The sequence below is a fragment of the Pelomonas sp. Root1217 genome (genome assembly GCF_001425705.1).
GTDB lineage: Bacteria > Pseudomonadota > Gammaproteobacteria > Burkholderiales > Burkholderiaceae_C > Pelomonas.
In genome coordinates, this window is record NZ_LMDC01000028.1 from 858,532 (window position 1) to 879,983 (window position 21,452).

The window sequence follows — 21,452 nt, forward strand, 5'->3', positions numbered from 1 at the left end:
CGAGTGGGTTCGTGATCCCCTGCGTCGAGCTCCGGCGCGGCGGCCTGAAACGAATGAAACAAACGCCCGGCTCTCCGCAGCCCGCTTGAAACACGGGCACCGGAGGATGCCGCCACACACCGGAGATCGCCATGACCGAGCCCCACGCCACCCACGTCGTCTGCCTGCACTCCAGCGCCGCCAGCGGCAAGCAATGGCGCCGCCTCGTTGCCCAGGGTGGTGACGCCTGGCAGTGGCACACGCCCGATCTCTACGGCCATGGCGGCCGGCCCGACTGGCCGGAGCTGATGCCCAGCCAGTTGTCCGTCGAAGCCAACGGCGTGCTGGCCGGCTTGCCGTTCGCAACCAACCAGGGCTTTCATCTCGTCGGCCACAGCTATGGAGGTGCCGTCGCTCTGCAGATGGCCCTGCAGCAGCCGCAGCGCGTGCTGTCGCTGACCTTGTACGAACCCGTGGCCTTCGGCGTGCTGCCAGCCCTGGGTCCGAACGAGCCGGAGTGGGAGGAAATCAGCGCGGTCGCCGCCACGCTGGGTGCCGCACTCGACCGCAGCGACGATTTCGGCGCCGCGCGCGGTTTCTGCGCCTATTGGCAGGGCCGCGACGTCTGGCCCGAGATGGACATCGCCGCGCAGCTGCGTATCGCCGAAGCCATGCCGACGGTGCGCCGCCATTTCGAGGCCCTGTTCGCCGCGCAATGGAGCGACAGCTTGCTGGACCTGCTGCGCATGCCGGTGCAACTGATCTGCGGCGGCGCCACCCGCGCCAGCGCCCGCCGCGTGGCGCAGAGCCTGTCAGTGCGCCTACCGCTGGTGAAGCTGCAGATGCTGGAAGGCGCCGGCCACATGGCGCCGATTGCCGAGGCGGGGCGGGTCAATGCGCTGATCCTGGAGAGCCTGGGGGCGATGCAGCGGGTACCAGCAGGTTGACTCAACCCTTGCTGGCTGAGGCTGGCTGGCGCGGCGTGGCCATGATGCGCGCCAGGATGGCCGCACCGGCACTCGACGCCGCCGGTAGGCCGTCACCCCGGCTGCCACGATCCCACCCCAGCGATGCGTCCGTGCAGTCATGCCGTCGGCATACGCAAGGCCGGCCGCCTCAGGGCGGCGCGGATGCCGGCCTGTCCTTCATCACCGTGCGGGCATAGGCCAGCTCGCCCTGGCGGGCCAGCAGGGCGAGCTGTCGCCCCATGCGGCTGAGGCTGCCACAACTGGGCTCTTTCAACCACCGCATCGAGTCTGCCGCCATCGCCTCAAGGACCCGATTGCCCTCATCGCGCTGCAGAGCCTTGGCGCTGTGCGCCAGGCCGACGCGCTCCTCCAGCCTGTACAGCAGGCTGGCTTCGATGAGCTCCGTCGTCATCTCGGGCAGGCGTCGCACGGCCTGCTCGCAAAGCTGGCGCCGGTTGGCATCACCGAGCGTTTCGGGGCGGCACGCGCGCGAGATCTCGAAGTGCGGGCTTTGCATGATGACCATGTCTTTCCCGAGCACCATCATCAGAGCCATGGCCTCCTCCGGCGTCGGCTCGGCCGCCGCGACTTCGGCCATGGCGATGGATAGCGGCCTGAATGGCGGGGCCGTGCGGGCACGCTGGGCGAATTGATAGAGGGCCTGGGAAACACCCGCTGCGTCGCCACGCTGCTGGCTGTCCTGCATGCGGGCTTGCCAGGGCCAGGCATCGCCGGGGTTAAGCAGCTCCAGCCTTTCCAGGGTCAGTGCCGCACAGGCCGTCGGCAGAGGACCGGGGGCCTGCGGTTCTGTCAGGAACACACCACTGGGATTCGACGCCGGCGGCAAAGGCGGCCTGGCGAAAGCAAATCGGCGGGTTGCATCGTTGCGGCAGGCGCTCAGTGCCAGGCGATAGGCTGCCGCGTCGGTGGTCGTGGCCGCGAGCGCGGCGGCCGCCTGCACGTCGTCACGCAGCACGGCGGCGGAGATGCGCTGCCCCGGGCTACCCGCCTCCAGACGCCTGAGCAGGCTGGCCCTGCCCTCCTCGGCCTGCCGCTCCCAGACCTGCGCCCAAGGCGGCGGCTCCTCGCTCTTGCCATCCATGTCGGCGCGCTTCACGCGGCCGAAGCCGCAGACCTCGACGAACTCCTTCGACTCGGCGCCCGCCGACCCACTGGCCTGTGGCTGCACCGCGGAGGCCGCGATGGACCGCGCGGCCTCAGCCGCCAGCGCTGGCACGGACGTCGAGCTGGCCGCGACCCATGGCGCGGCGACTGGCGCCGCCGAGCCGGCCTGCGGTGGCCGCAACACCCGCCACCCGGCCAGGCCGCAGGCAGTCGCCAGCATCAGCAGGCCCAACGCCAGCCACCTCCTGCCTCGCCTCAACGCGCCTGCCCCGCCAGTGCCTCGCGCACGGCCGCTACCTGGCGGCGCGACACGGCCAGCCATTCGTCGACATGGACGACGCGCACCGCCCAGCTGTCGGCTACCTCAGTGGAGTCACCGCCATCCAGCTCGCCGAAGGACGTCGGCGCGTGGCGCTCCAGTTCGCGCACGGCCCAGCGCGCCACCAGCGCGTTGCGGTGCACGCGCAGGAAGCGCTCGCCGAAGCGCTGCTCCAGGTCGGACAGCGCTCCGTCCATCACATGACTTTCGCTGGCGGTGCGCAGCGTCAGGTATTTCAGTTCGGCCTTGAAATACAGCACCTCCGCGATCGGCACGCGCAGCAGGCGGCCCCGGTCGGTCAGCGTGACGAAGTCGGCCGTGTCGGGTGCAGAAGGCGCATCCAACGGCTGCTGGGCCTGGGCGGCCCCCCGCTCGGCCAGGCGCTGGGCGGCGCGGGCCAGGGCGGCCTGCAGGCGCTCCCGGCGCACCGGCTTGGTCAGGTAGTCGAGCGCGTCAAGCTCGAAGGCGCGCAGCGCATGCATGGCGTGGGCCGTGACGAAGATGATCAGCGGCGCCGGCAGGCCAGGCTGGTCCGCCTGACGCTGGACGAGGCTGTCGGCGAATTGCAGGCCGTCGGCGCCGGGCATCTGCACGTCCAACAGCACGATGTCGCAGCCATGCTCACGCAGCCAGGCCGCGGCCTGGGAACCGGTGGCCGCCTCGGCGACAACCTCGCAGCGCGGTTCCTGGATGGCGTCGACCAGGCCGCGCAGGCGCAGCCGGGCCAGAGGTTCGTCGTCGACGAGAAGGACGCGCAGGGCTGTGGTCATAACGGCACCAGGATACGCAAGGAAAAGCGCTGCTCGGTGGATTCGATCTCGAAGCGCGCGGCGACATCGTGCATCAGCTTCAGCCGCTGGCGCACATTGCGCAGGGCCAGGCCATGGCCGGCCGTTCGCGTCGGCCCGCCGACGGTGTTGACGATGCGGATCTCGACCTCGGCGCCGCGGCGCACCGTGGTGACCTCCAGCTCGCCACCCTCGTCATTGGGCTCGACGCCATGGCGCACAGCGTTCTCCACCAGCGGCTGCAGCAGCAGCGGCGGTACGCGCACGCTGTTCGCCTCAGGGTCGAGGTGCCAGACGATGCGCAGCCGCTTGCCGAAGCGGATCTGCTCGATGGCGAGGTAGCGGCGCGCCAGTTCGACCTCCTCGGCCAGCGTGACCGAGGTGCTGGCGTCGGCCAGGGCGACGCGGAAAAGCTCCGCCAGGTCCTCCAGCACGCTCTCGGCGCGTGCCGGGTCGATCTGCACGAGGGCGATGGCACTGTTCAGCGTGTTGAACAGGAAGTGCGGCCGGATGCGCGACTGCAGCTCGACGAGCTGGGCCAGAGCGTCGGCCGGGCGCTGGGTGTGCTCGCGCATTTTCAGCCAGGCCAGCAGCAGGGCCGCGCCGCTGGCGCCGCAGGCAGCGATGCTGGCGATGCGCCAGGCGCTGGACGGGTCTTCGCTCGTCAGGCTCAGCAGGCCAAAGCCCATCAAGGCACCGACGGCGCCGAGCAGCATCAGCGCGCCCCACTGCACCGGCTCGGGCAGGCGCGGCCACAGCCGCTTGGCCGCGCAGACGACGAGCAGCCAGGACAACACGGCGAACATGGTCACGACCGTGCCGTTGGCCGTCAGCGTCAGCCACTGGCCGGCATCGCGTGCGACGACGGCCGCCCCCAGGGCCAGCAACAGCTGCACGCCAAGCACGGCGCGCAGCACCAGGCCAACGTGGCAGACGTCGAAGGCGCGCGTCGGGTCAAGCAGCGGCGCCTTGTTGAGTTCGGGCAGTTCAGGCAGCTCGGTGGCCGCGAAGCCCAGCCATTGGCTGAGCTGCATGGACTCGTGCCAGACGCTGTGATGCGCCGGCGCGCGGCGCTTGAAGAAGGGCATGTGGGGCTCGGATTTGTTGGCGTTCGATAATCCCGGGCTGCGCGTGCATTTTGCGCGCTGAAATCCAGCGCCAGCCCATCTCAGTCATGTCAGACAACCAACTCGCCAACAAATCCCAAGCCTGGTCCGCCCTCTTCTCGGAGCCGATGAGCGATCTGGTCAAGCGCTACACGGCCAGCGTCGGCTTCGACCAGCGCCTGTGGCGGGCCGACATCGCCGGCAGCCTCGCTCATGCCGAGATGTTGGCGGCGCAAGGCATCTTGAGCACCGAGGACCATGCCGCCATCCAGCGCGGTCTGGGCGAAATTGCCGCCGAGATTGAAGCCGGCCAGTTCGAGTGGAAGTTGGACCTGGAGGACGTGCACCTCAACATCGAGGCGCGGCTGACCGAGCGCGTCGGCATCGCCGGCAAGCGCCTGCACACCGGGCGCAGCCGCAACGACCAGGTGGCCACCGACGTGCGGCTGTGGCTGCGCGGCGAGATCGACGAGATCGGCGGCCTGCTCAAGGCCCTGCAGACCGTGATGGTGGAAAAGGCCAGCGAGCATGCCGACGTCATCCTGCCCGGCTTCACCCACCTGCAGGTGGCGCAGCCGGTCAGCTTCGGCCACCACCTGCTGGCCTATGTCGAGATGTTCGCCCGCGATGCCGAGCGCATGGGGGACACCCGCAAGCGCGTCAACCGCCTGCCGCTGGGCGCTGCCGCCCTGGCTGGCACCAGCTACCCGCTGGACCGCGAGCGCGTCGCGAAGACGCTGGGCATGGAGGGCGTCTGCCAAAACAGCCTGGATGCGGTGAGCGACCGTGACTTCGCGATCGAGTTCTCGTCGGCGGCCACGCTGGTGATGCTGCACATCTCGCGGCTGTCCGAGGAACTGATCCTGTGGATGAGTCAGAACTTCGGCTTCATCGCCCTGCCCGATGCCTTTTGCACCGGCTCGTCGATCATGCCGCAGAAGAAGAACCCCGACGTGCCCGAACTGGCGCGCGGCAAGACGGGCCGCGTCGTCGGCCACCTCGTCGGCCTGGTGACGCTGATGAAGGGCCAGCCGCTGGCCTACAACAAGGACAACCAGGAGGACAAGGAGCCCTTGTTCGACACGGTGGACACGCTGAAGGACACGCTGCGCATCTTTGCCGACATGCTGGCCGGCCTGACCGTCAAACCCGAGGCCATGCGCGCCGCCGCGCTGAAGGGCCATGCCACCGCGACCGATTTGGCCGACTACCTCGTCAAGAAGGGCGTGGCCTTCCGTGACGCGCACGAGGTGGTTGCGCATGCGGTGAAGACGGCGACGGCCAAGGGTGTCGACCTGGCCGCACTGACGCTTGAAGAGCTGAAAACCTTCGATGCGCGCGTTGAGGCGGATGTGTTCGACGTGCTGTCGCTGGAAGGCTCGCTGAACGCCCGCAATGTGCTGGGCGGCACCGCGCCGGCCCAGGTACGCGCGCAAGTGGCTCGCCACCGCGCGCGGCTGGTTTGAGCTGGCTCAACACGCGTTTGGCGCGCTTCACTAGCATCACCGCATGACCACGCTTGCCTGGACCGACACACTGGTCCTGAACCAGCCCACGCTGGACACCACCCACCAGGAATTCGTCGACCTGCTGAACGCCTTTGGCGCCGCACTCGACGATGGCATGGACGCCCTGCCCGCTTACCACGCGCTGTTGGCCCACACCGAGGCCCACTTCGCGATGGAAGAGGACTGGATGGCGCGCTGCGGCTTCGAGGCGCAGAACTGCCATGCCAGCCAGCACGCCATGGTGCTCAAGGTGATGCGCGAGGCACTGCGCTATGCCAACGAGCTGAACGACCGAGAGCCGCTGAACATCCTGCGCACGGAGCTGGCGGGCTGGTTTCCGCAGCACGCCGAGATGATGGACGCGGCCTTGGTCTGGACGATGGAGCAGCGCGGGTTCGACCCGGTGACGGGCGAATGCCGTCAGCCAGCCACTGAGACCGCCGCGAGCCACAGCTGTGGCTCGGGCAGCTGCGCCTGATTACTTCTTCAGGTACTCGAAGAACGCCTGCGAGTTGGACTCGCGGCCGAGGAAGTCCTTGACCAGCTCCGGCGCGGGCTTCTGCGCGCCCTGGCCCAGCACCAGCTCGCGGTAGCGCTTGCCGACTTCGGGGTTGAGCTTGCCGGCCGCAAATGCCGTGCGCAGGTCCATCGCCACCACCAGGCTCCACAGATAGCCGTAGTAGCCCGCGCCATAACTGCCGGCAATGTGAGCGAAGCCGGCCGGGAACATCGTGCCCTGCACATGGCCCAGCGGCGTGGCGCCTTCCATCTTGGCCCACAGCGGCATGGGCTCGGGCTTGGCTTGCTGGTGCAGCGTGATGTCGTAGCTGGCGTACAGGTGCTGGCGGCCGAACAGCCCGCCCTTGCCGTAGTGCTTGGCGGCCTGGGCCTGGTCCACCATCGCATCGGGCACGGGCTTGCAGGTCGGGCAGACCTCCTGCATGAGCTTCAGCACCTTCTTGTCGTAGACCCAGTCCTCCAGCATCTGCGACGGCGCCTCGACGAAGTCGTGCATGACAGATGTGCCGGCCGTGGCCGCATAGCGCGTGTTGGACAGGTCTACATGCACCGCGTGGCCCAGCTCGTGCAGCAGGGTCTCGACCTCGTCCAGCGTCAGGCCGTTGCGGTCGAAGTTGACGACAAGGGCCGCCGCCGGCGTGCGGCCGATGCGCGTGGCGCTGCCGCGCAGCGGCCAGACGGCCGCGTGGTTGTACTTGCCGTCGCGCGGGTAGAGGTCCACATACAGCTGGGCGATGGCCTTGCCCGAGGCCGCATCGCTGACCACATAGGTCTGCGCCTCGTCCTGCCACAGCTTGTTGTCGATGCGCGTGTACTTGACGCCCATCATCTTCTCGATGACATGCAGCGCGAACTCCAGGCTGGCTTGCGGCGGGAAATAGGGGCGGAAGGCGTTCTGGTCGACGCTGAACTTCTGCAGCTTGACGCGCTCGCTGTAGAAGGTCGCGTCCCAGCGCTCGACCTTGGTCTGCTCCAGCGGCGTGCCCAGGTGCTTGGCCTTGTCGGCACGCAGCTCCTGCAGCTCGGTGGCCTCACGCGCGTTGACGGCGCCGGTCACGGAGTCGAGGAAGCGCGTCGCCGTCGCGCCGTCCTTGGCCATCTGGCGGCGCAGGTTGAAGTCGACATAGTTGTCAAAGCCGAACAGCTTGGCGTATTCACCACGCAACGTGACGATCTGCGCCAGCAGGTCGAGGTTGGACTGGCCGCCCTCGTTGACCTTGGCTAGCCACATGCGCTGGCGCGCTTCGCCGCTCTCGGCGCTGCGCATGACCGGGACATAGCTCGGGTAGTCCACGCCAAGCAGGATGCGGCCCTGCTCGTCGCGCTTGGCCTTTTCCCACACGCTCGCGGGCACGCCCTTGAGCTCGGCCTCCGTGAAGGCGACGCGGGTGCCGGCGTCACGGATCTTCTTGTTGAACTGCTGGTCCAGCTCGGTCAGCTTGTCCAGGATCTGCTTGGCGCGCTCGCGTTTGCCATGGGCCAAGGCCACGCCGCTGTCCTCGAACTGGCCCGAGGCCAGGCGCACCAGCTCGGCATCGATGGCGTCCTTCTTGGGCGCCTTCTGCAGCGCGCGGTAGACCTTCTCGTTCTGGCCGAAGCTGGAGCCGAAGTCAGCCCAACGCAGTGAGCAGGCCTGGGCGGCGTCGCGCACGGCTTTGTCGGGATGGACGTTGAGGACGAAGTCGTTGGGGCCCTGGTTGTCCTCCAGATAGACGGTCAGGTCGTCATAGGCGGCCAGCCAGCCGGTGTCGACCTTGCGCTTCTCCAGCTGCGCAACGCGCTGCCTGGCGCCCTTGAGGCCGGTGTCGCAGCGAGTCTGCACATCGGCAACGCTGCCGAAGGTCGGGAAATTGGGGTCAGGCAGCTTGGGTTGAGCGTGCGCGGTGGCGAGCAGCGCCAGGGTGGCGAGCGTGGTCAGGACGGGTTTCATCGCGTCTCCTTGTGGGAAGGGCGCGATTCTCTCGGCCGGATCGGCGTCAGCCGTTCGGCACTCCCCTATTTCTGCAGCAGGGTTTTTACCTGGGCAAGCGCGGAGGGGTCGTCCAGCGTCGTCAGGTCGCCCGGATCACGCCCCTCGGCCACGGCCTGCAGCGCGCGGCGCAGCAGCTTGCCCGAGCGGGTCTTGGGCAGCAGCGTCACGAAATGCACGCGAGCCGGCCGCGCCACGGCGCCCAACTGGGCGTCGACATGCTTCATGACCTCGCCCTCCAGCGTGAGCGAGGCCTGGCCGGGGTCGCGCAGCACCACGAAGGCGATGGCGACCTGGCCCTTGAGCTGATCGGCCACACCGACGACGGCTACCTCGGCCACCGCCTTGTGGCCGGAAATGCATTCCTCGATCTCACGCGTGCCCAGGCGGTGGCCGGCCACGTTGATGACGTCGTCCGTGCGGCCGAGGATGAAGGTGTAGCCGTCGGCGTCGCGAGAGGCCCAGTCGAAGGTGGAGTACACCTCGCGGCCCGGCACGCTCTTCCAATAGGTGTTTACGAAGCGCGCGTCGTCGCCCCAGACCGTCTGCAGCGTGCCCGGCGGAAGCGGATGTTCAATGACGAGCACGCCCTTCTGGTTGGGCTCGGTGAGCTCGGCACCGGTGTTCTCGTCGAGCAGCTTCACGTCATAGCCATACATCGGCACGCCGGGTGAGCCCAGGCGTGTCGGCACCGCCTCGACGCCGGGGATGTGATGGGCGACCGTCAGCAGCGGCCAGCCGGTCTCGGTCTGCCAGTAGTTGTCGATGATTGGGACGCCAAGCCCGTCGGCGATCCAGCTCGACGTGGGCTCGTCCAGCGGCTCGCCGGCCAGGAAGAGCGCTCGCAGCGACGACAGGTCATGGCGCTTGAGCAGCGCGGCATCGTGCTTTTTCAGCACGCGCACCGCGGTCGGGGCGCTGAACATGACGGTCACCTTGTATTTCTCGACCAGGCTCCACAGCACGGCGGCGTCAGGGTTGACCGGCGTGCCTTCGTACATCAGCGTCGCCATGCCGGCGATCAATGGCCCGTAGACGATGTAGCTGTGGCCCACGACCCAGCCGATGTCGCTGGTGGAGAAGAACGTCTCGCCGGCCTTGCCGCCAAAGATCCAGTCCATGCTGGTGGCCAGAGCGACCGCATGGCCGCCAACGTCGCGCTGCACGCCCTTGGGCCGGCCCGTTGTGCCGCTGGTGTAGAGGGTGTAGCTTGGCGCGTTGGACTCGAGCCAGACGCAGGGTACGCAAGCGTCGGCATGTTGGCGGCGCAGCGCGGCGTAGTCCAGGTCGCGGCCAGCCACACGCTCGAAGGGCGCCAGGCCGCGGTCCACCATCAGCACCGCGGCCGGCTTGTGCGCGGACAACTGCACGGCCTCGTCGAGCAGCGGCTTGTAGGGCAGCGTCTTGCCAGCGCGGCTGCCCGCGTCGGCGCTGACGATGAGTTTCGGCGTCGCGTCCTCGATGCGGCTGGCCAGGCTGACCGAGGCGAAGCCACCGAACACGACCGAATGGATAGCGCCGATGCGCGCGCAGGCCAGCATCGCGAACGCGGCCTCCGGAATCATGGGCATGTAGATCAGCACGCGGTCGCCCGAGCCCACACCCTGCGCGATCAGGATGGCGGCCATCACCTCGACCTCGGCCTGCAGTTCGGCAAAGCTGAAGACTTTTTCCTGCCCGACTTCGGTCGACACCCAGATCAGCGCACGGTCCTCGGGCCGCACCGCAGCATGCCGATCCACCGCGTTGTGGCAGAGGTTGGTCGTGCCCCCCACGAACCAGCGCGCGAACGGCGGCTGGCTGGCGTCGCAGATCTGCTGCGGTGGCGTCCGCCAATCAATGCGCCTGGCCTGCTCGGCCCAGAAGGCGTCGCGCTCGCTCAAGGAGCGTCCGTGGAATTCGGCATAGGACTTGGTCATGCGCGGAGTGTGGATCCGGGGCACTGACGGCAATCTGACCTTTCGCAACACCTTGGCGTGATGAATTGCAGGGTTTTTACGGGGTTCGCCGTCGGCAAAGCCGGGGTTTGCCCTGAAAATCGCGCCCTTTACGCCCGCTTCGATTGACGGTGCCGGGGTGCCCCCCTAACCTCCGCGCCGCTGTCCCACTCCGCTATCGCGACCGCCCACGGTCCGCCCCGGTTTCTCTCGTTCCTGAATGCACTTGTCCACTGCCCTGCTGAACCGCATCGCTGTTGCCGGCCTCCTGGTCGTCAGCTGTGCCGCGCATGCGCAGGGCGTAGCGCAAGCCGCGACGATCATGCCGCCGCCGGGCACGATGACCGGCGCCTATGGCCAGAGCCTGCAGCAGCAGGCGGCCGTGGACAAGGCCGCGGCACAACCGACCACCGCGACTAAGCCGGCAACGCCCCAGGACGCCGTCAGTCGCTTCCTCAGTGATCGCGGCCTGCTGGCCAGTGCCGAGCAAGGCGGGTCATCTCGCCTGCTGGCCAGCGTGCGCGACACCGCGTCGGACCTCGTGCTGTCGGCCATGAACTTCCTGGGCGTGCGCTACACCCGTGGCGGCAATTCGGTCGAGAACGGTTTCGACTGCAGCGGCTTCACCCGCCACATCTTCGAGATGAGCGTGGGCCTGGTGCTGCCGCGCCGCGCCGACGAGCAGGCCAAAGACGACAGCCTGTTGCCCATCGGCAAGAGCGAACTCAAGCCCGGCGACCTGGTGTTCTTCAACACCATGAAGCGCACCTTCAGCCACGTGGGCATCTACGTGGGCGAAGGCAAGTTCATCCACGCACCGCGCACCGGCAGCGCCGTGCGGGTGGAAGACATGCGCGATTCCTACTGGGCCAAGCGTTTCACCGGCGCGCGCCGGGCTGACCTGAAGGCGGCTGCGGGCGAAGGCCCGGTCACTCGCTAACTTCAGGCGTCCGGTCCGCCGTTCTCGCGCCAGGACTGCGCGAGCAACGCCTTGACGCAGCCCGGCCTGGCATTCGCGAGCAACAGCTTTACGCCGCAGCGCTTGGCGCCCCAGAACAGCGGCTCGACGACGCCCGCCTCACGATCGATCCACGCATCCCGAGAATCCTCGTCCTTGATGAAGACGCGCAGCTCGGTGCCGTCCGGCGTCATGGTCGCGAAGATCCTGCCCTTGGCACCCGGCAGGCGGAAGGAAGTCAGCTCGTGATGCGGCTTCTCGACCGCGCCGGGCAGGCCCAAGGCGAGCGCCCGGGCCTGCTGGGCGTTCATCCCGCGACGCGCTTGGCCACCAGCGTCAGGATCTCGTAGCTCGCGCATAGCTCGCCGCGCTGGTTGGTCACCGCCACGTCCCAACCGATGACGCCTTGCGCCGGCTGGTCGTCGCGCGGCGGGCGATCAATCTTGCGCTTGGCGGTCAGGCGCGCCTGGATGGTGTCACCGATGGCCACCGGCGTGACAAAGCGCAGGTTCTCTAGGCCGTAGTTGGCCAGCACCGGGCCGGGCGCCGGGCTGACGAAGAGGCCTGCCGCCGCCGACAGCACGAAGTAGCCGTGGGCGATGCGCTGGCCGAACGGCGACTCCCTGGCCGCGACTTCGTCGAAGTGCATGTAGAAGTAGTCGCCCGACAGGCCGCCGAAGGCGACGATGTCGGCCTCGCCGACGGTGCGGCGGTGCGTCAGCAGGCTCATGCCCACCTCGACGTCCTCGAAGTAGCGACGGAACGGGTGGATCTCGCTCTCGGTGACCGCGCCACCGCGCTGGTACTCGCCGGTGATGGCCGAGATCATCGTCGGCGAGCCCTGCACGGCGCAGCGCTGCAGGTAGTGCTTCACCGCGCGCAGGCCACCCAGTTCCTCGCCGCCGCCCGCGCGGCCAGGGCCGCCGTGCTTGAGCTTGGGCAGCGGCGAACCATGGCCGGTGTTCTCCAGCGCGGCTTCGCGGTCCAGCACCAGCATGCGGCCATGCCAGGCGGCAAAGGTCGGCACAGCTTGCGCAGCGAGCGCCGGCGTCTTCGTGCAGATGGTGCCGACGAGGCTGCCGCGGCCCAGCGTCGCCAGGTGCAGGGCCTCCTCGAAATCGCCGTAGGGCAGCAGCGTCGTCACCGGGCCGAAGGCTTCCAGGTGATGGGCGTCGCTGGCCGCGGAGTCGCGTGCCAGCAGCAGCGTCGGGGCGAAGAACGCGCCGTCGCTGACACCTTCGCCCTTGGGCGCAAAACCGTCGCGCCCGGACAGCAGCAGCTCGCAGTTCTCGGCCAACTGGGCGACGCGTTCGGTCACGTCGGCCTGCTGCGCCTTGCTGGCCAGCGCGCCCATGCGCACGCCTTCGACAGCCGGGTCACCCACCACCGTCTTGGACAAGCGCGCCTTCAGTGCAGTGGCCACCGCATCGACGAGCGAGGCCGGCACGATGGCGCGGCGGATGGCCGTGCACTTCTGGCCGGCCTTGGCCGTCATCTCGCGGGCCACTTCCTTGACGAAGAGGTCGAACTCCGGGTCGTCCGGCGTCACGTCCGGCGCCAGGATGGCGCAGTTCAGGCTGTCGGCCTCGGCGTTGAAGGGGATGCTCTTTTTCAGCAGGTTCGGATGGGCCTTCAGCATCAGCGCGGTATCGGCACTGCCGGTGAAGGTGACGACGTCGGACTCGTCCAGCCGCTCGAACAGGTCGCCCGTGCCGCCGATGATGAGCTGCAGTGCGCCGGCCGGCACCAGGCCCGAGTCGACAATGAGGCGCACGCAGGCCTCGGCCACATAGCTGGTCGCCGTGGCAGGCTTGACCAAGCAGGGCATGCCAGCCAGGAAGCTTGGTGCGAACTTCTCCAGCATCCCCCACATCGGGAAGTTGAAGGCGTTGATGTGCAGGGCCACGCCACGCTTGGGCACCATCACATGGCTGCCGATGAAGTGGTTGTCGGCACCCAGCCGCATCGGCGGGCCTTCGTGCAGCACGTTGCTGCTGGGCAGGTCCTTGCCGCCGATGGAGGCGTAGGCGAACAGCGTGCCAATGCCACCTTCAATGTCGATCCAGGAGTCGCTGCGCGTCGCACCGGTGTGGGCGCTGATTGCGTAGAGCTCTTCCTTGCGCTCCATCAGGTAGGCGGCCAGCGCCTTCAGCACGCGGGCGCGGTCCTGGAAGTGCGTGCGCAGCAGGCTGGGCAGAGCCGTGCCGCGCGCGAAGGCCATGGCCTCGGCGAAATCCAGGCCCTCTTCATGCGTGTGTGCGACGACACGGCCGTTGATGGCGCTGGCCAACGGCTTGGCGGCGCGCTCGCCGACCCAGCGGCCGGCGATATAGCTCTGCAGCGTGCTCACTTCAGCAACACCCACTGGCCGTCCTTGATCTGCACCATCACGCGAGCGCGCTGGTCCAGGCCCAGGTGATCACCCGAGGACATGGTGTAGACGCCATGCGCGCCGGCCAGGTTCTTCACGTTCTCCAGCGCATCGCGCAGCGCGGCGCGAAAGGCGGGCGTGCCAGGTTGCGCCTTCTTCAGCGCCTCGGGCGCGGCGGCGGCGAGCAGCAGGCCGGCGTCCCAGGCATGGCCGCCAAAGGTTGAGACCGAGCCTTTGCCGTGGGCGGCCTCGTATTTGGCGATGTAGTCCTGGGCGCTCTTCTTCACCGGATGGTCGGCCGGCAGCTGGGCCGCGACCAGCACCGGGCCGGCGGGCAGCAGCGTGCCTTCGACATCCTTGCCGCCGACGCGCAGGAAGTCGTTGTTGGCAATGCCGTGGGTCTGGTAGATCTTGCCGGCATAGCCGCGCTCCTTCAGCGCCTTCTGCGGCAGCGCGGCGGGCGTGCCTGAGCCAGCGATGAGGATGGCATCAGGCCTGGCGGCGACGAGCTTGAGCACCTGGCCGGTGACGGAGGTATCCGTGCGGTTGTAGCGTTCGCTCGCAACGATGTTGAGCTTCTTGGTCGCGGCAATCTTGTTGAACTCGCCCCACCAGCCTTCACCGTAGGCATCGGCAAAGCCGATGAAACCGGCCGTCTTGATGCCGTTGTCGACCATGTGGGTCACGATGGCCAGGGCCATCATGATGTCGTTCTGCGGCGTCTTGAAGACCCAGCGCTTCTTGGCGTCCACCGGCTCAACGATGCGGGCCGAAGCCGCCATCGAGATCATCGGCGTGCCGGACTCCGACACCGCGTCGATCATCGCCAGCGAGTTGGGCGTGACGGTGGAGCCGATGACGATGTCGACCTTGTTCTCGGTGATGAACTTGCGCGTGTTGGCGACGGCCGTCGTTGTGTCCGAGGCGTCATCCAGCACGATGTAGTTGACCTTCTGGCCGCCGAGGGCCGTCGGCATCAGCGCGACAGTGTTCTTTTCCGGGATTCCGAGCGAGGCCGCCGGGCCGGTGGCAGACAGCGTGACGCCGACAGTGATGTCAGCCTGGGCCGCCAGGCTCAGCGTGGCGGCCAGGGCCAGGGCGAGTTGTTTGAATGGCTTCATGGGGTCGTCTCCTCGGGATGTCATCGGGGTTATGGAACGAGGGCGGGCTGGCGCAGTTGCACCGCGCCGAGGCCACCAAAGAACAGATCGCTGACCAGGGTAGCGAGTGCCTCGTGCGTGAGCTCGCCGTCGGGCCGCAGCCAGGTGAAGGTCCAGTTGATCATGCCAAAAAGCAGCATGGTCAGCGGCTTGTGCAGCTTGGCTTCGCGCAGCTCGGGCCGCAGCAGGCAGATGGCCGCGGCGAACTCGCTGACGACGCGGCGCTCCACGTCGAGCAGGCGTTCACGTTCGACGTCGGCGAGAAACTTGATCTCGCTGGTCAGCACGCGGTGCTGGGCCTGGGCGTCGGCATAGGAACGCGTGAAGCGCTCGATGAGGGCGCGCAACTGCGCGTCGGGCGCCAGCTGCCGCGCCTTGACCTCTTCCACCAGCGCCAGCAGCGCATGCACATGGCTGTCGCAGATCTGGGCCAGCAGCTCCTGTTTGTCCTGGAAGTAGTGATACAGCGTCGGCTTGGCCACGCCGCAGGCCTCGGCGACCTGGTTCATGGATGTGGCGCTGAAGCCCTGCTCGGCGAACAGGCGGGCGGCAGCGGCGAGGATGTCCTCACGCTGGGCTTCGAAGCCAGGGGCGCGTTTGCGGGCCATCAGCGCTCGTCGAAAGAGATGACGACCTTTTCGGTCAATGGATGCGCTTGGCAACTGAGGATGAAGCCGGCAGCCACCTCCGCCTTGTCGAGCGCGAAGTTCTTGTCCATGCGCACCTCGCCCTCGATGAGTTTGCAGCGGCAGGTGGAGCAGACGCCGCTCTTGCAGGAGAAGGGCACGTCCATGCCTTCGCGGGCGGCGGCGTCGAGCAGGCTGGGGTCGCTGGAATGGAACTCGATCTCGCGCGAGAGGCCGTCGCGGATGACGGTCACCCGGGCTTGCGGCGCATCGCCGGGCTTGACCTCGTGCGGCACCGGCCGGCCGGACAGCGTCTCCGGCGTGCCGAAGCGCTCGATGTGGATTCGCTCTGCCGGGATGCCCGCGCCCCGCAGCGCGGCCTCGGCCTGGTCGTTCATCTCGAAGGGGCCGCAGACGAAGACCTCGTCCACGCTGCCTGGCGGCACCGGGCCGGCCAGGAAGGCGCTGAGCTTGCCGGCGTCCAGGCGCCCGCCGTACAGCGGCGCATCGACCACCTCGCGGCTGAAGATCAGGTGCAGCGACAGTCGCGTCATGAAGCGGTTCTTCAGGTCTTCGAGTTCTTCCTTGAACATCGTCGACGCGGTGCGGCGGTTCGAATAGATCAGCGTCGCCCGTGCCGCCGGCTCACGCTCCAGCAACGCCGTCAGGATGGCAATGATCGGCGTGATGCCTGAGCCGCCGGCGATGAAGAGTACGTGACGACCGTCCTCGGACTTGGGCAGGACGAAGCGACCTTGCGGCGGATACGACTCGATCACGTCACCGGGCTTCAGCTGATCGTGCACCCAGCTGGAGAAGGCGCCGCCATCGACGCGGCGAATGCCGACCTGCAGGCGGCGGTCGGAGCAGATGGAGTAGCTGCGACGCAGTTCCTGGCCGCCGACGCTGGCGCGCAGTGTCAGGTACTGACCTGGCTCGAACGCAAAGCCCTCGGGCGGGGCGTCGAAGCCGACGACCATCGCGTCGTCGGTGTCGCGTTCGACGCTGCTCACGCGCAGGGGGTGGAAGTGAAGTGCCATCTCAGATGGGTTTGAAGTATTCGAAGGGTTCGAGGCACTCGATGCAGCGCCACGTGGACTTGCACGCGGTGGAGCCGAAGCGCGACAGCTGTTCCGTGCGGCCGCTGTCGCAGCGCGGGCAGCGCAGCCGCGGCACGATGCGGATGGCCTGCTCGCCGCTGCACTGCGGCGGCACGATGCCGTACTGCTGCAGCTTCGCGCGGCCCTCGGGCGTGATCCAGTCGGTGCTCCAGGCCGGCGCGCGCCGCATCGTCACCGTCACGTCGCCGAACTCGGCCAGCGCCGCACGCACGTCGTCGGCGATCAGCTCGGTGGCCGGGCAACCGCTGTAGGTCGGCGTCAGCACGACCTCGACGCCCGAAGCTGTCTCGCGCAGGTCGCGCACGATGCCCAGCTCCACCAGGCTGACCGCCGGGATCTCGGGGTCGGGCACGGCGGCGAGCTTGGCGCGGGCGGATTCCAGGTTCACCACACGCCTCCGGGATACATGCGTTGCAGGTGCTGCATCGTCGCCAGCATGCGGCCCATGTGCTCGCTGTGGATGCCGTCGATGCCGTGCGGCTGCATCGCGCTTTCACGTGGCAACGTCAGAGTCGCTTCCTGCATCAGCGTGGCCCAGCGGGCGCGCCATTCGGGCTCCAGCACGTTCCACGCCGGGCCTATGCCGTCCACGCCATCAGCGGCGAACAACTCGTTGAAGTAGGGCCACAGCACGTTCAGCGCCGCCTGCATGCGTGCCTTGGATTCGTCCGTGCCGTCGCCCAGGCGCACGACCCAGTCGCTGCTGTGCTGGCGGTGATAGCGCACTTCCTTCAGCGACTTGGCGGCGATGCCGGCCAGTTCGGTGTCGAGGCTGGTCTGCAGGCGGTCGTACAACAGCTCCAGCCAGATCGCCACAGCCGCGTTGCGCACGACGGTCAGTGCGAAGTCGCGCCCGCCGCCACCGTCGCTCGGGCTGGCCGCCGCGTTGGGCAGTTCGACAAGCACGATGTTGCGGTAGTCGCGTTCCTCGCGCAGGAAGGCGAGCTGGTCCTCATCGCGGCCGGTACCTTCCAGTTGGCCGGCGTGGGTCAGCAGCGCACGCGCCTGTCCGAGCAGGTCCAACGCGATGTTGGACAGCGCAAGGTCTTCCTCCAGCACCGGTGCGTGGCCGGCCCATTCGGACAGGCGCTGGCTGTGGATGAGGCAGGTGTCGCCCAAGCGCAGGACGTAGGTGGTCTTGGCGTCCATCACATGTGGTTCAGTTCGTCCGGCAGTTCATAGAACGTCGGATGGCGGTAGACCTTGTCGTCGGCCGGATCGAACAGGCTGCCCTTCTCCGTCGGGTCGCTGGCCACGATCTGCTCGGAGCGCACAACCCAGATGCTGGTGCCTTCCTGGCGGCGCGTGTAGACGTCGCGCGCCATCTGGATGGCCATGGGCGCATCGGCCGCGTGCAAGCTGCCGCAGTGCTTGTGGTCCAGGCCCGCCTTGCTGCGCACAAAGACCTCCCAGAGAGGCCACTCGTTTTTCGGATTGCTCATTTTCTATTGTCCTCAGGCGGCTTGCGCCTTGGTGGCCTGCTTGCGCGCATGGACCAAGGCCGCGTCACGCACCCAGGCGCCGTCGCCCCAGGCCTTGTTGCGAGCGGCCAGGCGCTCACGGTTGCAGGGGCCTTCGCCGCCCACCACGCGCCAGAACTCGCTCCAGTCGATGTCGCCGAAGTCATAAGCGTCGCGCTCGGCGTTCCATTTCAGCGCCGGGTCCGGCACGGTCACGCCGAGGATGTCGGCTTGGGGAATGGTCGCGTCGACGAACTTCTGGCGCAGCTGGTCGTTGGTGACGCGCTTGATGCCCCAGCGCATGCTCTGCTCGGAGTTCGGCGAGTCCTTGTCCGCCGGGCCGAACATCATCAGCGACGGCCACCACCAGCGGTTCACGGCGTCCTGCACCATGGCCTTTTGTTGGTCCGTGCCCTTCTGCATCATCGTCAGCAGGCTTTCATAGCCCTGGCGCTGATGGAAGCTCTCCTCGCGGCAGACGCGGATCATGGCCCGCGCATACGGCGCATACGAACACCTGCACAGCGGCACCTGGTTCATGATGGCCGCGCCGTCCACCAGCCAGCCGATGACGCCGATGTCGGCCCAGGTCAGCGTCGGGTAATTGAAGATGGAGCTGTACTTGGCCTTGCCCGACAGAAGCGCCTCGGTCATCTCGTCGCGGCTGGTGCCCAGGGTCTCGGCCGCGGCGTAGAGGTATAGGCCGTGGCCGCCCTCGTCCTGCACCTTGGCCAGCAGGATGGCCTTGCGCTTGAGCGTCGGCGCACGCGTGATCCAGTTGCCCTCGGGCAACATGCCGACGATCTCGCTGTGCGCGTGCTGGCTGATCTGGCGCACCAACGTCTTGCGGTAGTGCTCGGGCATCCAGTCCTTGGCCTCGATGAAGTCGCCGGCGTCGATGCGGGCTTCAAACGCCTCCTCGCGCTGCAGGTCCTCCGCGGACTTCACGACCTTGGGCTTAGCTTCACGAGCCATCAGGTCCATCGCTTGCGTGTACATCGCTCGCTCCTTACTTCTTGCGTTGGTCCACCACGCGCCGGGCCTTGCCGACCAGCGTGCGTTCGATGGAGTTGTTCGGCTCGACGCTGATCGTGGCGGTCACGCCGATCAGGTTCTTGATGCGCTCGGACAGGCGGCGGCCGATGCCGTCATCGGTGGCGCCCAGCGCCAGCTCGCAGCGGATCAGCAGTTCGTCCAGCGGCCCGTTGCGGCTGACGACGAGCTGGTATTGCCCACCCAGGCCCTTCTCCTGCAGCACCAGCTCCTCCACCTGCGTGGGGAACAGGTTGACGCCGCGGATGATGAGCATGTCGTCGCTGCGGCCGACGATCTTGCCCATGCGGCGCATGCTGCGCGAGGTGGGTGGCAGCAGGCGCGTCAGGTCGCGCGTGCGGTAGCGGATGACGGGCATCGCTTCCTTGGACAGCGACGTGAAGACCAGTTCACCTTCGGACCCGTCGGGCAGCACCCCGCCGGTCTCGGGGTCGATGATCTCGGGGTAGAAATGGTCTTCCCAGATGACGGGGCCGTCCTTGCTCTCGATGCATTCGCTGGCCACGCCCGGGCCCATCACTTCGGACAGGCCGTAGATGTCGACCGCGTCGATACCGGCGCTGGCCTCGATGTCGCGGCGCATGGCCTCGGTCCAGGGCTCGGCGCCGAAGATGCCGACCTTCAGCGACGACTCGCGCGCGTCCAGGCCCTGGCGGATGAACTCCTCCACCAGCACCTGCATGTAGCTCGGCGTCACCATGATGATGTCGGGCTTGAAGTCGGTGATCAGCTGCACCTGCTTCTCGGTCTGGCCGCCGCTCATCGGGATGACGGTGCAGCCCAGCCGCTCGGCGCCGTAGTGCGCGCCCAGGCCCCCAGTGAACAGGCCGTAGCCATAGGCCACGTGCACCAGGTCGCCCGCGCGGCCACCGGCGGCGCGGATGGAGCGCGCAACCAGGTTGGCCCAGTGGTCGATGTCCTTCAGCGTGTAGCCCACCACCGTCGGCTTGCCCGTCGTGCCCGACGAGGCATGAATGCGCGCCAGCTTTTCGCGCGGCATGGCGAACATGCCGAACGGGTAGTTGGCACGCAGGTCGTGCTTGGTCGTGAAAGGGAACTTCGCCAGGTCGGCCAGCGTCTTCAGGTCGGACGGGTGCACGCCGGCTTCGTCGAACTTCGCCTTGTAGTGCGGCACGTTGTCGTAGGCGTGCTGCAGGCTCCAGCGCAGGCGCTCGAGCTGCAGCGCCTGCAACTCGTCGCGGCTGGCGGTTTCGATGGGCTCGAGGTCGCCGGGGGCAGGTGTCTTGACGGTCATGCTTCGAACACCTTTCGTTCACCAAGCCGGCAGGAGCGGCCGCGGAACATCGCGATCAGGTCGCCGTTCTGGTTCTTCACTGCAATGTCGTACAACCCGGTGCGGCCCGCCAGCGAGGTTTCCTCGGCCGTCGCGGTCAACACGTCGCCCAGCTTGGCGCTCTTCAGAATGTCGATGCCAAAGCCCGACGCCACCGTCAGCGCATTGCGGGCGTTGCAGGCGAAGGCAAAGGCGGAATCAGCCAGCGTCGCAATCAGGCCGCCATGGCAGATGGCGAATCCGTTCAGCATGTCGGCACGCACCGTCATCGTCACGACCGCGCGGCCGGGGCCGACCTGGGTGATCGCCATGCCCAGCATCTTGGTCGCGGCATCGTCCGCCAGCATGACTTCACGGACCTTTTCCGCTACGGCTTGCGCATCCATCACCGATCCTTGAACTCGGGCTTGCGCTTGTCCATGAAGGCCGCCACGCCTTCCTGGTAGTCGTAGGAAAAGCCCAACTGGCTTTGCAGCGCTGCCTCGAGCTTGAGAGCGGGCTCGAAGTCGAGCTTCAGCGCTTCATCCAGCGCGCGGCGGGTCTCCACCAGCGCCCGCGTGGGCATGCCGGCCAGCTTCTGCGCGATGGTCATGGCGGTGTCCTGCAACTCGGCATCTGGCACCACGCGCGAGATCAACCCCAGCCGCTCGGCCTCCACCGCCTTCAGCTTGTCGCCCAGCAGCGCCAGCTCCAGCGCCTTGGCACGGCCGACGAGGCGCGGCAGCAGCCAGGTGCCGCCGCAGTCCGGCAGCAGGCCGATCTTGGAGAAGGCCTGGATGAAGCTGGCGCTTTCGCCCGCCAACACCAGGTCGCAGCCGAAGGCCATGTTGGCGCCTGCGCCGGCCGCCACGCCGTTGACGGCGGCCACCACCGGGACCGGCATGCTGCGCAGCCGCAGCGCCAGCGGGATGTAGTAGTGGTCCAGCATGTGGCCAATGTCCTTCGGCGCCGTACCGGCCTCCCGGCTGGGCGCCACATGCGGGTCGGCCAGGTCCTGGCCGGCGCTGAAGGCGCGGCCGGCGCCGGTGATCAGCACGCAGCGCGTCGTGCCGTCCTCGGCAGCACCTTCCAGCGCCTGGCGGAGCTGGCCCAGCATGGCCGCCGTGAACGCATTGAGCGCCTCGGGGCGGTTCAGGCGCAGCAGGCGCACGGCGCCGTGCTGTTCAATCTGGATCAGGTGTTCGGACATGG

At 67.8% G+C, this 21,452-nt stretch carries 21 protein-coding genes; 4 read left to right on the forward strand and 17 right to left on the reverse strand.

All coding sequences use genetic code 11. The annotated features are described in order from the left end of the window. The first annotated feature begins 131 nt into the window (after positions 1–131). Positions 132–926: an alpha/beta fold hydrolase gene (locus ASC95_RS23945; RefSeq protein ID WP_057300166.1), complete on the forward strand. Its 795-nt coding sequence runs from the start codon at positions 132–134 to the stop codon at positions 924–926. Positions 927–1,095: 169 nt separating this feature from the next. Here ASC95_RS23945 and ASC95_RS23950 read toward each other — a convergent pair whose 3' ends face one another. Genes ASC95_RS23950 through ASC95_RS23960 form a run of 3 tightly spaced genes read right to left on the reverse strand, consistent with a single transcriptional unit; the run spans position 1,096 to position 4,267 of the window. Next, complete coding sequence (locus ASC95_RS23950; protein ID WP_057300167.1) at positions 1,096–2,304, reverse strand: hypothetical protein; 1,209 nt, start codon at positions 2,302–2,304, stop codon at positions 1,096–1,098. Between the two features lie 23 nt (positions 2,305–2,327). Beyond that, complete coding sequence (locus ASC95_RS23955) at positions 2,328–3,161, reverse strand: LytTR family DNA-binding domain-containing protein (protein ID WP_057300168.1); 834 nt, start codon at positions 3,159–3,161, stop codon at positions 2,328–2,330. Then, the gene (locus tag ASC95_RS23960; RefSeq protein WP_157256476.1) at positions 3,158–4,267 is read right to left on the reverse strand and encodes a sensor histidine kinase; all 1,110 of its coding nucleotides are present in this window, start codon (positions 4,265–4,267) and stop codon (positions 3,158–3,160) included. The genes ASC95_RS23955 and ASC95_RS23960 overlap by 4 nt, the downstream gene beginning before the upstream one ends. Positions 4,268–4,353: 86 nt before the next feature. Here ASC95_RS23960 and argH point away from each other — a divergent pair, with 86 nt between their 5' ends. Beyond that, the gene (gene argH / locus ASC95_RS23965) at positions 4,354–5,751 is read left to right on the forward strand and encodes an argininosuccinate lyase (protein WP_057300169.1); all 1,398 of its coding nucleotides are present in this window, start codon (positions 4,354–4,356) and stop codon (positions 5,749–5,751) included. 43 nt (positions 5,752–5,794) lie between these two features. Then, positions 5,795–6,271, forward strand: coding sequence for a hemerythrin domain-containing protein (locus ASC95_RS23970; RefSeq protein ID WP_057300170.1), 477 nt, complete (start codon positions 5,795–5,797; stop codon positions 6,269–6,271). Here ASC95_RS23970 and ASC95_RS23975 read toward each other — a convergent pair whose 3' ends face one another. Next, the gene (locus ASC95_RS23975; protein ID WP_057300171.1) at positions 6,272–8,242 is read right to left on the reverse strand and encodes a M3 family metallopeptidase; all 1,971 of its coding nucleotides are present in this window, start codon (positions 8,240–8,242) and stop codon (positions 6,272–6,274) included. A 65-nt stretch (positions 8,243–8,307) separates the two neighbouring features. Beyond that, the gene (locus ASC95_RS23980) at positions 8,308–10,200 is read right to left on the reverse strand and encodes a propionate--CoA ligase (RefSeq protein ID WP_057300172.1); all 1,893 of its coding nucleotides are present in this window, start codon (positions 10,198–10,200) and stop codon (positions 8,308–8,310) included. A 244-nt stretch (positions 10,201–10,444) separates the two neighbouring features. Between ASC95_RS23980 and ASC95_RS23985 the strand changes: the two genes are divergently transcribed. Then, positions 10,445–11,158, forward strand: a complete 714-nt coding sequence (locus tag ASC95_RS23985) for a C40 family peptidase (RefSeq protein WP_235538031.1) — start codon at positions 10,445–10,447, stop codon at positions 11,156–11,158. 2 nt (positions 11,159–11,160) lie between these two features. On the opposite strand, the gene ASC95_RS23990 is transcribed toward ASC95_RS23985, so the two are convergent. Genes ASC95_RS23990 through ASC95_RS24045 form a run of 12 tightly spaced genes read right to left on the reverse strand, consistent with a single transcriptional unit; the run spans position 11,161 to position 21,450 of the window. Further along, the gene (locus ASC95_RS23990) at positions 11,161–11,487 is read right to left on the reverse strand and encodes an MmcQ/YjbR family DNA-binding protein (protein ID WP_057300173.1); all 327 of its coding nucleotides are present in this window, start codon (positions 11,485–11,487) and stop codon (positions 11,161–11,163) included. After that, entirely contained in the window at positions 11,484–13,526 is a 2,043-nt protein-coding gene (gene paaZ, locus ASC95_RS23995; RefSeq protein WP_057300174.1) for a phenylacetic acid degradation bifunctional protein PaaZ, read from the reverse strand. Before paaZ ends, ASC95_RS23990 begins: the two co-directional genes overlap by 4 nt. Further along, the gene (locus ASC95_RS24000; protein WP_057300175.1) at positions 13,523–14,668 is read right to left on the reverse strand and encodes an ABC transporter substrate-binding protein; all 1,146 of its coding nucleotides are present in this window, start codon (positions 14,666–14,668) and stop codon (positions 13,523–13,525) included. Before ASC95_RS24000 ends, paaZ begins: the two co-directional genes overlap by 4 nt. A 29-nt stretch (positions 14,669–14,697) precedes the next feature. Continuing rightward, positions 14,698–15,315, reverse strand: coding sequence for a TetR/AcrR family transcriptional regulator (locus ASC95_RS24005; protein ID WP_057300176.1), 618 nt, complete (start codon positions 15,313–15,315; stop codon positions 14,698–14,700). Beyond that, on the reverse strand, positions 15,315–16,373 hold the full coding sequence (gene paaE, locus ASC95_RS24010; protein ID WP_057300177.1) for a 1,2-phenylacetyl-CoA epoxidase subunit PaaE: 1,059 nt from the start codon (positions 16,371–16,373) through the stop codon (positions 15,315–15,317). Before paaE ends, ASC95_RS24005 begins: the two co-directional genes overlap by 1 nt. Position 16,374: 1 nt before the next feature. Then, positions 16,375–16,845 (reverse strand): 1,2-phenylacetyl-CoA epoxidase subunit PaaD, encoded by a 471-nt coding sequence (gene paaD, locus ASC95_RS24015; RefSeq protein WP_057300178.1) that lies wholly within the window; start codon positions 16,843–16,845, stop codon positions 16,375–16,377. Continuing rightward, positions 16,839–17,603, reverse strand: a complete 765-nt coding sequence (paaC, locus tag ASC95_RS24020; RefSeq protein ID WP_057300179.1) for a 1,2-phenylacetyl-CoA epoxidase subunit PaaC — start codon at positions 17,601–17,603, stop codon at positions 16,839–16,841. Before paaC ends, paaD begins: the two co-directional genes overlap by 7 nt. Next, positions 17,603–17,896: a 1,2-phenylacetyl-CoA epoxidase subunit PaaB gene (paaB, locus tag ASC95_RS30915; protein ID WP_057300180.1), complete on the reverse strand. Its 294-nt coding sequence runs from the start codon at positions 17,894–17,896 to the stop codon at positions 17,603–17,605. Before paaB ends, paaC begins: the two co-directional genes overlap by 1 nt. Positions 17,897–17,908: 12 nt before the next feature. Then, a complete protein-coding gene (paaA, locus tag ASC95_RS24030; protein ID WP_057300181.1) occupies positions 17,909–18,913 on the reverse strand; it encodes a 1,2-phenylacetyl-CoA epoxidase subunit PaaA in 1,005 nt (334 codons plus the stop codon). A gap of 10 nt (positions 18,914–18,923) precedes the next feature. Then, complete coding sequence (gene paaK / locus ASC95_RS24035; RefSeq protein ID WP_057300182.1) at positions 18,924–20,222, reverse strand: phenylacetate--CoA ligase PaaK; 1,299 nt, start codon at positions 20,220–20,222, stop codon at positions 18,924–18,926. After that, positions 20,219–20,647: a hydroxyphenylacetyl-CoA thioesterase PaaI gene (gene paaI / locus ASC95_RS24040; RefSeq protein ID WP_057300183.1), complete on the reverse strand. Its 429-nt coding sequence runs from the start codon at positions 20,645–20,647 to the stop codon at positions 20,219–20,221. The genes paaK and paaI overlap by 4 nt, the downstream gene beginning before the upstream one ends. Next, on the reverse strand, positions 20,647–21,450 hold the full coding sequence (locus ASC95_RS24045) for an enoyl-CoA hydratase-related protein (RefSeq protein ID WP_057300184.1): 804 nt from the start codon (positions 21,448–21,450) through the stop codon (positions 20,647–20,649). Before ASC95_RS24045 ends, paaI begins: the two co-directional genes overlap by 1 nt. Positions 21,451–21,452 lie beyond the last annotated feature (2 nt).